This window comes from Brevibacillus fulvus (assembly GCF_016908525.1).
Lineage (GTDB): Bacteria > Bacillota > Bacilli > Brevibacillales > Brevibacillaceae > Brevibacillus_G > Brevibacillus_G fulvus.
In genome coordinates, this window is record NZ_JAFBEB010000002.1 from 21989 (window position 1) to 35290 (window position 13302).

A 13302-nucleotide genomic window follows, 5' to 3' on the forward strand; every position below is an offset into this window, starting at 1 on the left:
GTTTTTATTTGCCGCGGGGCGACGCTTGATAGCCAATCTTACGGGAGATTTTATCAGCTGTTTCGGCGACCAAAGCCTTCAGGTTATCCAGTTGGTTATCCATATAAACGGCGGGGCCAATCAGCCCGATGGCGGCGATGATTTCGCCATTGCTGCCAAATACGGGTGCGCCGATGCCTGTTACCCCAATATTGGTTTCGTTTGATTCGACATAGATACGATCTTGTTTAATTTGTTGCAGACGTTGGCGAATCACTTCCTTGTCGGTAACGCGGTAAGGCGTATGCCGTGAAACCGGGATTTTCAGGATGTGTTCAATCCTGCTTTCGGAAAAAAATGCAAGCAAGACAGGGCCGAGGACCCCGTAAATAAACGGGCGGCGCTGGCCTTGAACGGAAGAGAACTTCAGGCCTTCGTAAGTTTCCTTGTTGTAAATGTAAATAATCTCGTCGCCATCTTCTACCGCCATCAGAACAGTCTGGTTCGTTTTTGCGTGCAGTTCGAGCAACAGTTCCTCCGCCACCTGCCGGATATCGAAAGTTGAGGAAATCAGGGAACTAAATTGCATGAGCCCTAATCCTGGCTTGTAAGCGGTCAGCTTTTCTTCAAACTGGACCAGTCGTCTTCTTTCTAACGTACATAAAATCCGATAGACCGTAGAATGAGGGATTTTCGTCATTTTGGCAATTTCGTCTACGGTTAAAACAGGTTTTTCTATGGTGAAAGCTTGCAATACATCGATGGCTCGGTCGATGGAGCGAATAGAGCCCATATTTACCTCACGCATGACTACCTCCTTGTGGAAATATTTGTCTCCCTTTCATCTTACAAAAATTAGGCGGGAGGTCAATAATTCTGAATATTGACTATCTTTGCTCTGTTTGTTATTTTGGAAATAAGAAAAATGAGTTTATAAACTCATTATATGAGTAGAAGGGGTGCTGGTAAAGTGAAAATTGCCTTGTTTAACAAGCACAACATCGGGGTAGTGACAGAAGATCGCATCGTCGAAATAGGGGAACTCGTCTCGTGGCAGCGGGAAAATCCGCAGCAATCGTTGCAATATCTCATGGAGAATTTCGCAGAACTGAAACCGCGAATTGAACAGTATGTGACTTCCGCGGAATCTGTGCCTCTTTCCGAAGTGAGTTTGCAGGCACCTGTGCCCAATCCGACCAAAATCGTGGCGGCTCCAGTGAACTACTATTTGCATCAGGATGAAATGAATGCGCAGTTCAACAACGCCGAGTTTACGATTGAAAAATTAGGCTTCTTTTTGAAAGCGCCTTCATCAATTATTGGTCCTGGCGATACGGTGAGACTGCCGTTTGCGGACAGGCGGACCGACCACGAAGCGGAATTGGCTTTTGTTGTCGGGAAGAGAGCCAAAGATGTCCCTGCTGCGGAAGCCCATCAATACATTTTTGGCTATTTTGGGCTGCTGGATATTACGGTCAGAGGAAAGGAAGATCGTCCATGGCGCAAATCGTTTGATACATTTACGCCAATCGGACCATGGATTGTTACGGCTGATGAAGTGGGCAATCCGAATGAACTTGGCTTTAAACTGTGGGTAAATGATGAGCTGCGTCAGTCCGCCAACACCAAAGATCTGATCTACGATTGCTATAAATTTTTCGAAGCGGCATCGGCAGTTATGACGTTGGAGCCGGGAGATATTTTGACCACCGGTACCCCGGAAGGCGTCGGCCCGATTCAAAAAGGCGACGTTGTCCGTATCCAGTTGGAACGGATTGGCGAGTTTTCCGTAGCCGTCGAGGGAAAAGAGGGGGGTAAATGATGAATTTTTCCAAAGAACTGCAACAGTTCCATGAACGTTTGGAAGAGCAAAATCTTGGGCCACTTTGGGCTTCGATCCACGATCTGAACACAATCGAACCAAAGGCAAAGCCGATTCCCTATCTGTGGAAACGGGAGTTGATCGAGCGAAATTTGGAAGAAGCGGAGCATTTGCTGGAAGTCGGCAACGGGTTGGACCGGCGGGCACTATTTTTGATTAATCCGGGAATGAAAGACTTGAAGCCTGTCGGTTGGGGCGGTGCAACTCAAACTTTGTATGCTGCTGTGCAAGCGGTTCGACCTGGTGAAGTTGCTCCCGCGCACCGCCATACGACTACGGCTGTCCGGTTTGTGATGAAAGGACAGGGTGCTTATGGACGGGTCAACGGGGAAAAATTCGCATTCGAACCTGGCGATTACTTGATCACCCCGACGTGGACTTGGCACGATCATACCAATCTTGGAAATGAAACCGTGTACTGGATGGATTGTCTGGACTCGCCTTTTACGATGTACTTGAATGTTTGCTTTACAGAGTTTTATCCAGAAAAGCAGCAAAAGCTTCTGGTGCCGGATGACTATTCGACGAAACGCTATCAGGGGGGAATGATTCGTCCGATCTCCGACCGTGAACCGAGCATCGCTCCCCTGGGACGCTACAAGTGGGATTTTACGAAAAAAGGGATCGAAGGGTTAAGCCAGTTTGCGCCGGACCCGTATGATGGATTTGCCATGGAGTATATCAATCCTTCAAACGGCAAAGATGCCAATGATCGCATTGGGGCGAGAATGCAGATGTTGCCGCCGAAATTTTCGGGAAAAGCACACCGCCATGTTCATAGCAACGTCTACCATGTCTATAAGGGAAGCGGCTATACGATTATGAACGGCGTGCGTTTTGACTGGTCAGAAGGAGACTTCTTTGCACTTCCCGCTTGGACCTGGCATGAACATGTGAATGTCTCTGCTGCGGACGAAGCGTGGTTGTTCTCAACCAATGATCTGCCGATCATGGAAGCGTTCGGATTTGAGAGAGTCGAAGCGTATGAGGAAAATGGCGGTTATCAACCGATCAAGGAAATTTTTCAACCGCTCATCTAACGAAAAAGGGAGTGAAGATTGATGGGAATGGAACCAATAGTCATCGCCGGAGCTGGTCCAGTCGGGATGACGGTAGCAGATATTTTAAGCGCAAAAGGGGTCTCTGTCATCGTGCTGGAGAAAGACAGCCAGCCCAGCAAGGAATGGCGCGCATCCACTTTTCACGCGGGAACGCTGGAGTTGCTTGAGCCGGCCGGATTGGCCGACGAATTGATGCGGCGCGGACTGGTTGCCGAGAAGGTGCAATACCTCGATCGCAAGGACGGTTTATACGCAGAGTTTGACTTCCGCTTGCTGAAGGAGGAGACGAAATATCCGTTTCGCTTGCAAGTTTCGCAAGCAACGTATGTGGAAGTTATTTTTGAGCGATTAAAGCAGCGTGCCAACGCCGATGTTCGCTTTCAGGCGGAATTGATTGATTTTCAGCAAGATTCCCAGGGCGTGACAGTTACGATTGAGACCCCTGAGGGAAGGGAGCAGCTCCGCACGCCATATTTGATCGGGACAGACGGCGGAAGAAGCACCGTCCGCAAAAAATTAGGTGTGACGTTTGACGGGTACACCCATGAGGAACGGTGGATGTTGAACGCAACACCGGTTGATTTTCATCAGTACAACCCCAACCTTGCCTATGTCAACTATATTTCCGACCCCGAGCAATTTCTCTTTATTTTGCGAGTACCGGAAGCCTGGCGTTTCTTGTATCCGATTCCCCCGGAGATGTCAGATCAAGTAGCTAGAGATTCAAGTAACATTGAACAAACGATGCAAGAAGTTTTCCGTACCACTGATCGTTTCCCGATTATTGAAAATACGATTTATAAAATTCATCAACGGGTAGCCGGTCAGTTTTACCAAGGGCGAGTTGTGTTAGTTGGCGATGCGGCTCACTTGAACAGCCCGATGGGCGGCTTGGGACTGAACAGCGGCATCCATGATGCGGTCGATCTAGGGATTCGCTTGCTTCGTCTGCTGGATGGCGCTGATCGGGAAGCGGAACTGTCGACCTACAATGAATTGCGGCGCCGTGTAGCTGTCGATTACGTCAAAGAGATCAGTGAGAAAAATACGCAGGTGGTCAAGGAAAAAGATCCTGAATATCGCAAACAGCTTCAGAAGGAGATGGCGGAGTTGGCGAATGATCCGGTTCGGGCAATTAAATGGATGCTGCGTTCAGCGATGATCTCCAGCGTGCGTGAACAGGGAATTGGAAAACCGCCGGAAGCGTTACAAAAATAAATCAGGAAACAAGGGGGACTTAAATGAAAGCGCTCACAAACAAACTGTTGCTCATTGTCATGGCTTTGGCCTTGACCGTGTTCGCGGGTTGCGGCGGCGGAACAGAGACCACCGGGCAGGGCACATCATCGTCTGGCCAGGGACAGTCTGCTAATGCCCCTGAATTTATTAGCATTGGAACGGCGGCATCCGGCTCTTCGATTTATTTGTATGGCACAGGGCTGGCGGAGCTGTTGAAGGATAATCTGAAGTACAGCCAGTTTGATATTGAAGAGACGGGCGGATCGATTGCCAATATGAATCTTGTCAATAATGATGAATTGCAATTAGCGTTAACTGGCGGCGACGTGCTGAACGATGCGTTGAAAGGTCAAGGAAATTTTCAAGACAAGAAAGTGGAACACGTCAGCATTGGTTGGAAGATAGCTCCTTCCGTCGTTCATTTTGTCACGTTAAAAGACTCGGGCATTCGGACGATTCAGGATATGAAAGGAAAACGCGTGTCCATTGGCGCTTCCGGATCGGCCGCCAATTTGACGGCCTTGACGTTGCTGAAAGATCACGGCATTACCGAAAGTGATGTCACGCTTTCCTATCTGGGGTGGAATGAAGCAGTAGAGGCGTTAGGCGACGGGGCGATCGATGTCGCCATGGTGTTTGGAACATTGCCGTCACCCGTGATCGAAAGCCTTGGCGTGAGCAAGCCTGTCAGTATCGTCAGCATGGACCCGGAAATTATCAAGAAGGATAAAACGAGAGCGGTCTATACGATTCCGGCCAATACTTACAAGGGACAAGATCAAGAAGTTGTTACAGCAGCCACGGAAGTTTATATCGTCTTTCAACAGGACCTGGATGAACAGGTCGTCTATGACATTACGAAACTGGCGATGGAAAATACGGAAAAGTTGGGAAAAGTGCACCCGATGGGAGCAGTGGCCAACGTTCCGGCCAAAGAGGATGTTGACTTCCTTCAGGGGACAATTCACCCGGGGGCGTTAAAGTATTTTAAGGAAAAGGGCAGCTATTGACAGCGGTGTACCATTCACCGCTTACCAAGCATTCGATGGTGAGATTTCTGCGAAGAAGTCTCACCATTTAGCGAACGGGGAGGAAGCGAAATGATCTCTATCGGCAAATTTGAAGCCAAGCTGATCGCCGCCATTTCTTTTTTGATTTCCGTGCTCGTACTTGTTTGCCAAGCGACGCACACCATCTCAGAAAGTCAAGTGTTACCGATTTTCTTGTCGATGGTACTGACTTACGCTTTTTTGAAAAAACCGTTGGGATCGCATTTTCTCCTGCAACTGCTGAATTGGATTGTCATTGCAGCCAGTATCGCTGTCGGAGTCTACTTGGCGGTGAACTTTGCCGAGATTGCCAGTCGGGCAGGGACTCCGACCTCAACCGATATTTATATGGGACTGCTCGCAATCGTTGTTATTTTGGAGGCGCTCAGAAGAACGGTTGGATGGGGTTTGACGCTCATTTGCATTTTCTTTTTGATTTACGCTTATTATGGAAGATATTTTCCGGATCTGCTCAAACATAAAGGATACAGCATTGAACGAATCAGCAGCCAGTTGTATCTCGGTTCGTCCGGTTTGTACGGGTTGCCATTGGCGACGATGTTCCGTTATGTCGTGATTTTTATTATTTTCGGTGCCATCTTGGAACGGACGGGTGTGTCAAATTTTATGATTGATCTTTCCCGTGCCGTTGCCGGAAGACTTCCAGGCGGAACGGGTCATGTTTCCGTTCTCTCCAGCGGTTTGATGGGATCGGTTTCAGGGAGTGCTGTCGCTAATGTTATGGTCGGTGGAAATGTGACGATCCCGGCAATGAAGAAGTCGGGATTTAGCGGTACGATGGCTGGTGCGATTGAAGCGGTTTCTTCCAACGGCGGACAAATTTTGCCTCCCGTAATGGGAGCCGCAGCCTTCCTGATCGCGGAGAATTTGCAAATTCCCTACGCCCAGGTCGCATTGGCAGCGCTCCTGCCGGGGACCTTGTATTTTCTGGCGATCGCTGCTGTTGTCCATTTTTATGCTGTCAAACACGGAATTCGTCCGGTCGCCAAAAGCGACTTGCCTTCTTTCGGACAAGTCTTAAAAAGCGGCTGGCTCTATCCAATGCCGTTCATCGCTTTGATCGCCATGCTGCTGGCCGGGTACTCCCCCACCTATTCCGGTTTGGGGGCGACTGTCGCCGCTATTATTTGCGGTTTTCTCAACAGCAAAAACCGCCTGACCTTGCGCAAGCTGTTTGCCGCTATTCGGGAAGCGGGAGAAGGTGTTGTAATGCTGAGCATTGCCTCTGCCGGTGCAGGAATTGTGATCGGCAGCTTGACGATCACCGGATTGGGCAACCGATTTTCCTCCGTGCTCGTCGATCTATCCGGGGACAGCTTGCTCATGTTGCTTTTGTTGTCGATGATCGGTTCCTTGATTATGGGGATGGGAATGTCGACAACCGTCGTCTACATTCTCTTGGCTTCCTTGGTTGCCCCTGCCTTGATCGACATGGGAATCACACCGATCGCGGCTCACTTGTTCATTTTGTATTTTGGTACAATTTCCATGTTGACGCCACCTGTAGCGATGGCCTCTTATGCGGCGGCGGCTATTTCCGGCGACAGTCCGGAGAAGACCGGTTGGACAGGATTTAAAATCGCGATTCCGAGCTACATTCTTCCTTTTGCGTTCGTTTACAATCAAGCTTTGTTGATGGAAGGGAGCGCTTTTTCCATCGCGAGTTCTGCGATTTTGGCGCTAGTCGGGGTCGTGCTGTTTTCCGCCGCGATGATTGGCTGGTTGACGTTTCGGTTAAGTATGTTGGACCGCATGTATCTCATTTTATGCGCAGGCTTGCTTTTGACCGGGCAACTGATACCTGCTGCCGCCTCCATCCTGTTGCTTGGCTTGGGCTACTTCCTGTGGTGGAAGAAAAAAATGAGCCGGCTGGAGCTCCGCAGTGAACGAATGGAGCTTTGAGCGAGGATGCACCTGACCGGTTCGTTGTGTTTGAACTATCATCAGTTTCGATAACCATATCCAAACTGTCAATTAGACGGGAGCTTGCTTTATGCCTTATGTTAGTTGTAAATCAGCTTGATGACAACTGACTGGATGGGAGGGAAGGGGAAGGCTCCAACATTGAACAGCAGTACACTGAACGTTGCCCTCCCTACCTTGACCCGCACATCCCCGCGATCGCACGGGGGTTCTTCTTTTTAATGATCCACATCAACCGCGACATCGTTCTTGCTTTCTTGCACACGATACCCCGTGACCCCGTGGGCATCCATCCATTTTTTCTTGGCGTCCATCAATCTTTGCAAAACAGGATCTTTCTGACCATAAACCCGTTGCAGCAAACTTTGCGTTTCCAACAGGTCGTTGTAGGTCAGATACGGGTAGTCCTGCATGCCTATCTTGCCATCGGGCAAATAGGCATAATGCAAATTGCCATCGGATCGTATCCATTTGGTTCCAAGCAGGCGAATGCCTTCCAAAATCCGTTCGGCATACAATTTGCATTTTTCCTCTTGCGTCTGCAAATATAAACGGTAGAGGTAGTTGACTTCCTGCAGCATATGATTCAAGGAAGCGTTGCTTTGTTTATGCTTACCTTCATACCCATAATCGGGAACGAGCCAGCCTTGCCGATCGCCTTGCTTGATCACGATTTTCTCCTGATCAATGTGTTTGAACAGATAGTGGCTGTAGGTCAACGTGGCTTGCAAAAATTGCCGTTCCTGATATTTTTGGTAGCCGCGCAGCAATAGTTCGGCCAGATCTGTATTAAAGCGGGTGTCGTAAAAACCGCAGCCGATATTGTAATCATTCAACAGCCAGGTGGAACAAGGGCCGGATTTCCAATAGCCGGCTTTTGTCTGTGCGGAAAGCGCCGTTTGCAGCATGACCCAGCCAAGGTCGTCCGCCGCCCTGCTTCCGCCAGTTTTGATGAAGGAAGCGGCCAAATAGTTATCCGGTATCCGCCAGTAGACGTTCTTGCCAGTTGGGCGGTAAGTGCTCGGCGACTTTACATAAAATCCTTTGGCTAACCACTTCTGATTTTCATGCATGTCGAGACCGCTCCAGATCACGTTCAGATCGGGCTGTTTCCAGTCGATCAAGGTGGCCGGGGATTGCAAGGCCCACACCTCGGCGGTTGTCTGCTTCTCGATCGGATAGGAGTAAGTGAGCGCATATCCGTGCTTCGTCTCTTGCACAGAGACGGGAGAAGCCTGGGAGGACAGATCGTAGATCGTTTCGTGCGTCTGTTCGCGATAAAAGGCAGGGCTGCTCAATATCGTCGAGGTTTTGTCCGTCGTGATAAAGCCGGTTGCTTTGGGCAGGGGGTTTTGCAGCGGGATCGTTTTCCACGCCGCTTTTCCTTGTTGCCTGTCGAGGTAGCGAAAGGTTCCATTTTTCCCTTCGATCACCCAGGTAAAGCGGAAGCGTTTGGCGGAAGAAGCGGTGAAATCGATTCGCTTGCTCCAGTAATGATCGCCATTGGGAAAGTGAACCTGCTTTTCCTGTAAATCCCCCAGTTCGCTCTTGCTCATTGAGGTTTCCACGACGGGCGAAGAAATCTTGGCTGGGGTTTGAGGAGTAGTGGCCAGATTCATCACGGAGACGATTATCAGGGCAATACTCTTGAGCAAGTCCAGTGCTCCTTTCTTCTCTTTGAGTGACTTATGATTCACTGTGATTGGAATATTTTGTATATCTTATCGGAGAAGGAGCGGGAATATCCCAAAAACGTTGAGACAGCTAAAACCAGCCCGACGATCAATAATGAAACCATTCTTTGATTGTGAGCCAACGCCATATTGGCAAATATTGGAACGTAATGTATTTGAGATGTTACGCGAGTTTTCGATTGATCTGTCCGGCTCATCCTTTGCCTTCATTCCGACCCGGACGATGGAGAATGAGCTTGTTGCATCGCATGAAACCAAATGAGCGCTTGCTGCGTCACTTTAAGGGGGAAAAACGGCAGCATGTACCTGCTTTCCCGGGAAGACGCTCAGCAAGAAAGGTGGACTGTGTTTGATGTACGAGTATTTCAGTGCGATCATTTTGGGAATGATCGAAGGATTGACGGAGTTTTTGCCTGTCTCGTCCACGGGACATATGATCCTGGCGGGCCATCTGCTCGGCTTTGAAGGAGGGGCGGCCGATACCTTCAAAATCGTTATCCAACTGGGCGCTGTGCTTGCCCTGCTGGTTCTGTATTGGACAAGATACATTCAGATGTTGAAAAATTTGCTTCGCTTCGATTTCTCCGCGGGCAAATTGAATGCACTGCATCTCATCATTGCAATGATTCCGGCCTTGATCGTCTATTTGCTGTTCAAAGATTTGATCAAAACGGTCTTGTTTGGAGCGGGCCCTGTCCTGATCGGCTTGGTGTCGGGCGGAATTTTGCTGATCATCGGCGTGCGGGCAAAGCGGCGGGTCACGGCGGAAACTACGGACGACATTACTTACAAGCAGGCGCTGGGCATTGGCTTGTTTCAATGTTTGTCCCTGTGGCCGGGTTTTTCCCGCTCCGGTTCAACGATTTCCGGTGGGATGCTGCTCGGGACCAGTCAAAAGGCGGCAGCCGATTTTACGTTCATCATATCCGTGCCCGTGATGCTGGGAGCGACCGTACTCGATTTGCTCGACAACCGGCAATATCTCAACGCGGATGATCTGCTGCTGTTTGCCGCCGGATTCGTCACCGCTTTTCTCGTAGCTTTGCTGGCGGTCGTCACCTTTTTGAAACTGGTCAAAACGTTCCGGCTGGAATGGTTTGCGTTGTACCGCTTTGCGCTGGCCGCCATTTTTTACTTGTTTCTGATGCGCTGAGCGGTTGGGGAAAAAAGAAGGCTGAAAACAGCGAATGGGTGTCGGCCATACGGCCAGCCATTGTGATGGCTGAAGACGAAAAAGAGGGGGATTCATGGTGAAAATAAGAAATGTAAAGATTGACGACTTGCCTCAACTGGCAGCGATTGAACAGCTTTGTTTTTCAAAGGAAGAGGCGGCAACGAAAGAGGCATTTGAACAGCGAATTCAACTGATTCCGGACAGTTTTTTTGTTGCCGAAGTTGACGGTGCAATCGTCGGGTTCATCAATGGGCCGGTCATAGAAACCGCCTACATAACGGATGATCTGTTTACAACTATCAAAATGAATCCTGCAACGGGCGGGCATCAAAGCATCCTGGGATTGGCGGTTCACCCGCAGTTCCAAAAAAACGGCATCGCATCAGAGCTCCTGATGCATCTGGAGAAAGAAGCAAGATGGAAAAAACGGGAAACGATCACACTGACATGCAAAGAAAACTTAATTGGTTATTATGAAAAGCATGGATACATCAGCCATGGCATGTCCAATTCTGAACATGCTGGAGAGAAGTGGTACAACATGATTAAAATTATCAGGTGCTGATCGCCATCTCTCAACCATCAAAACGGCCGGCCGATGTGGCCAAACATTTCGGTTCGTCTCCTTGACAAGCAGTCCCTCTTGCGGGATACAGTCTCTACATAACAACAGAACTGGCTGGCAACGGAATGGTCAAGAAATGGCTTGAGGCGTTTCTGCGAGCAACCATTTTGATGAAAACCTGCCAGATTCAACGACGTATGAACAGATCCGGGAGCAACAGGCCCACCTGACGAGCAAATGCGTCGGGTGGGTGTTTTTTTTCATGTAGGAAGACTGCTGGTTGTGCATTTCCAGCGATCTTCTATTGCTCCGCTCCTCGTCAACCTGCTAAAATGACAAACTTGAGAGGAGGGAAATTACCATGAAAAAATGGCAAATCATTACCTGCCTCTTTATGCTGTTGGCCATGATCACAGTTCAGCCTGTGCAAAAGGCGGATGCGGCAGCATATCTCGCTTATGGCACCAATAGCGGAGAGGTATGGGACTTGCAATATCGTCTCCAATTGCTTGGTTTCTTTCATAGCAAATTGGACGGGGTATATGGTAAACAAACCGTCAACGCTGTCAAGCGTTTTCAAAAACAATACGGTCTTCCTGCCGACGGAATTGTTGGCGCGCAGACCTGGTCAAAACTCAAGCAACATTCGGTCAACGCAAAGGAAATGGAGATGCTGGCCCATCTCGTTTATGGAGAAGCGCGCGGTGAGTCCTACAAAGGACAGGTCGCAGTCGCTGCCGTTGTCATGAACCGGTTGCAGTCGAGCAAATTTCCGCCTTCTATTTCCGGGATTATTTTCCAACCGGGCGCATTTACCGCTGTAGACGATGGCCAATACTGGCTGACTCCGGACAAGACTGCGTACAAAGCAGCTTGGGATGCAGCCCGCGGCTGGGACCCGACCTATGGGGCGACCTATTATTTTAATCCGGCTACGGCCACATCCAAATGGATTTGGAGCCGTCCGCAAATTACAACCATCGGCAGACATATTTTTGCCGCTTAACAACAAAAAGGAAAGATGGAAACGAGCGATCCATCTTTCCTTTTTTTATCCCGATGTTTGCTTACATAGATCGTTGGGCATCCAGCCAATCGACGACATAACGCGTATTTTCCGGATGATGCCGTTCTGTGGAAGGCGACGGGAAGCGTCAATCTTCCAACCTTTTGATCACCTTGGAAGCTTTTTTCTCATCCGGTGTCGGAAACATTTGAAACTGGTGTTGCTCATAAATCGCCTGTTCATCCCACTTTTCGCCATTGGTTTTGGCAGATTGTGCTCCTTGTTCGCTTGCGATTTTCTCTTCCATAAACTGTCACCTCCTCGCTAGGTGTTAATCTGTTCAAGCGCGCCGCTGATTATCCAAATGGCGCAACAGAACCGCTGGCAACAGCATCGGCGTTTCTTTTCTTTGCCTAGACTCCTGTCCGGGAGAAAAGAGCAGCGGAAATCACTTTACAAACCAACGGTCGGTATATATGATGAGGGGAGAGGTGTTGAAGAAAATGGAATTTCGAGCAGCTGAAGTGGGGGAGTTTGCGGCGATCTTTGATTTGTATCGGGCGAGCAAACAGCATTTACGAAGCAAGCAGATCAAGCAGTGGGATTTCTTTTACCCCAATCGGTTTGTCATCAAGGACGATTTGCGGCGAAGAGCATTAATGGTGTTATGGCATGACTGCCAGTTGATTGGTGCTGTTTGCCTGGATCAAAGACAGGCAAAACAATATGCCGCGGTCAAATGGATATTTGAGGAGGAAAAGGCCGCGGTCATTCACCGCCTTGTCGTCCATCCGGATCATCAGGGAAGGGGATGGGGCAAACAACTGCTGCGTTTTTGCGAAATGTTCGCCAGCGAGCGCGGTTTTGCGAGCATCCGTCTCGACGCATACAGCGGGAACCGGGCGGCCATTGCCTTGTACGAGATGTTTGGCTATCAAAAAACAGGCGAGATTCGCTTTCCTCTGCGGCGGTTGCCTTACTTCTGTTACGAGAAGGCGATTCACGCGGATAAGCGGTAACTGTTCGCTGATGGGAGGAAAAATTCGTGCAACTTGCACAACGAAACCGGATTGTAAAAAGCATTGTTGTTACGCTGGTTGTCAATGCAGCGCTTCCCTGGGCTGTATACGAACTGTTGCATCCCCACTATTCTTCTTTCGCCGCTTTATGTGCGGCAACCGCTGTCCCTTTGCTGGACAATCTCTATCACCTGGTCAGATACAAAAAACTGGATGGATTTGCCGTCTTTATGCTGTTTGGCTTTTTCCTAAATCTGCTGATGTTTGCCCTGGGAGGCGACGAGAAGTTTCTGTTGATCAAAGATTCGCTTGTGACCGGTCTGTTGGGAATCGTTTTTCTGTTCTCACTGGTTGTATTCAAACCGTTGATCTACTATTTTGCGCTGCGGTTCAGCAGCGCCGGGGATGAACAGGCGAGAGCCGCCTGGCAGGCAAACTGGAAAGCCAAACCATACATGCGCCGTGTCATTCGGATCATGACGCTGGTGTGGGGACTCAGTCTTTGCCTGGAATCCGCGATTAAAATCTGGTTGGTCTATCTCGTGTCCATTGATGTGTTTTTAGCGGTTTCCCATCTGATCATGTACGGGATGATCGGACTGACGATTGTCTGGACGATTTACTACCGCAAACGGGCTGTCCAAGTGCTGGCAAGCAAAAACTAGCCGCGCTTTGACGGCCCCTATGGCG

The 13302-nt window shown here is 49.4% G+C and carries 13 protein-coding genes; 10 read left to right on the forward strand and 3 right to left on the reverse strand.

From position 1 onward, the window contains the following. Window positions 1-4: 4 nt before the first annotated feature. Entirely contained in the window at window positions 5-787 is a 783-nt protein-coding gene (locus tag JOD01_RS03470) for an IclR family transcriptional regulator (protein WP_204516857.1), read from the reverse strand. A 162-nt stretch (window positions 788-949) separates the two neighbouring features. Here JOD01_RS03470 and JOD01_RS03475 point away from each other — a divergent pair, with 162 nt between their 5' ends. The 5 genes from JOD01_RS03475 (at window position 950) to JOD01_RS03495 (ending at window position 7133) form a co-directional block, all read left to right on the forward strand. After that, the gene (locus JOD01_RS03475) at window positions 950-1801 is read left to right on the forward strand and encodes a fumarylacetoacetate hydrolase family protein (RefSeq protein ID WP_204516858.1); all 852 of its coding nucleotides are present in this window, start codon (window positions 950-952) and stop codon (window positions 1799-1801) included. Next, complete coding sequence (locus JOD01_RS03480; RefSeq protein WP_239565187.1) at window positions 1801-2901, forward strand: cupin domain-containing protein; 1101 nt, start codon at window positions 1801-1803, stop codon at window positions 2899-2901. Before JOD01_RS03475 ends, JOD01_RS03480 begins: the two co-directional genes overlap by 1 nt. 21 nt (window positions 2902-2922) lie before the next feature. After that, a complete protein-coding gene (locus JOD01_RS03485; protein WP_204516860.1) occupies window positions 2923-4140 on the forward strand; it encodes an FAD-dependent oxidoreductase in 1218 nt (405 codons plus the stop codon). A 23-nt stretch (window positions 4141-4163) separates the two neighbouring features. Beyond that, window positions 4164-5171 (forward strand): TAXI family TRAP transporter solute-binding subunit, encoded by a 1008-nt coding sequence (locus JOD01_RS03490; protein ID WP_204516861.1) that lies wholly within the window; start codon window positions 4164-4166, stop codon window positions 5169-5171. Window positions 5172-5261: 90 nt separating this feature from the next. Beyond that, complete coding sequence (locus JOD01_RS03495; RefSeq protein WP_204516862.1) at window positions 5262-7133, forward strand: TRAP transporter permease; 1872 nt, start codon at window positions 5262-5264, stop codon at window positions 7131-7133. A 239-nt stretch (window positions 7134-7372) separates the two neighbouring features. On the opposite strand, the gene JOD01_RS03500 is transcribed toward JOD01_RS03495, so the two are convergent. After that, the gene (locus tag JOD01_RS03500; protein ID WP_204516863.1) at window positions 7373-8809 is read right to left on the reverse strand and encodes a hypothetical protein; all 1437 of its coding nucleotides are present in this window, start codon (window positions 8807-8809) and stop codon (window positions 7373-7375) included. A 391-nt stretch (window positions 8810-9200) separates the two neighbouring features. Here JOD01_RS03500 and JOD01_RS03505 point away from each other — a divergent pair, with 391 nt between their 5' ends. The 3 genes from JOD01_RS03505 to sleB all read left to right on the forward strand — a co-directional run bounded on the left by JOD01_RS03505 (window position 9201) and on the right by sleB (window position 11593). Further along, window positions 9201-10001, forward strand: coding sequence for an undecaprenyl-diphosphate phosphatase (locus JOD01_RS03505; RefSeq protein WP_204516864.1), 801 nt, complete (start codon window positions 9201-9203; stop codon window positions 9999-10001). A 94-nt stretch (window positions 10002-10095) separates the two neighbouring features. Continuing rightward, entirely contained in the window at window positions 10096-10587 is a 492-nt protein-coding gene (locus JOD01_RS03510) for a GNAT family N-acetyltransferase (protein WP_204516865.1), read from the forward strand. A 361-nt stretch (window positions 10588-10948) separates the two neighbouring features. After that, a complete protein-coding gene (sleB, locus tag JOD01_RS03515; RefSeq protein ID WP_204516866.1) occupies window positions 10949-11593 on the forward strand; it encodes a spore cortex-lytic enzyme in 645 nt (214 codons plus the stop codon). A 148-nt stretch (window positions 11594-11741) separates the two neighbouring features. On the opposite strand, the gene JOD01_RS03520 is transcribed toward sleB, so the two are convergent. After that, window positions 11742-11900, reverse strand: coding sequence for a hypothetical protein (locus JOD01_RS03520; RefSeq protein ID WP_204517234.1), 159 nt, complete (start codon window positions 11898-11900; stop codon window positions 11742-11744). 196 nt (window positions 11901-12096) lie between these two features. On the opposite strand from JOD01_RS03520, the gene JOD01_RS03525 reads away from it, so the two are divergent. Together JOD01_RS03525 and JOD01_RS03530 are read left to right on the forward strand one after the other, a co-directional pair. Continuing rightward, the gene (locus JOD01_RS03525; protein ID WP_204516867.1) at window positions 12097-12612 is read left to right on the forward strand and encodes a GNAT family N-acetyltransferase; all 516 of its coding nucleotides are present in this window, start codon (window positions 12097-12099) and stop codon (window positions 12610-12612) included. Between the two features lie 26 nt (window positions 12613-12638). Continuing rightward, window positions 12639-13277, forward strand: coding sequence for a VC0807 family protein (locus tag JOD01_RS03530; protein WP_338028516.1), 639 nt, complete (start codon window positions 12639-12641; stop codon window positions 13275-13277). Window positions 13278-13302 lie beyond the last annotated feature (25 nt).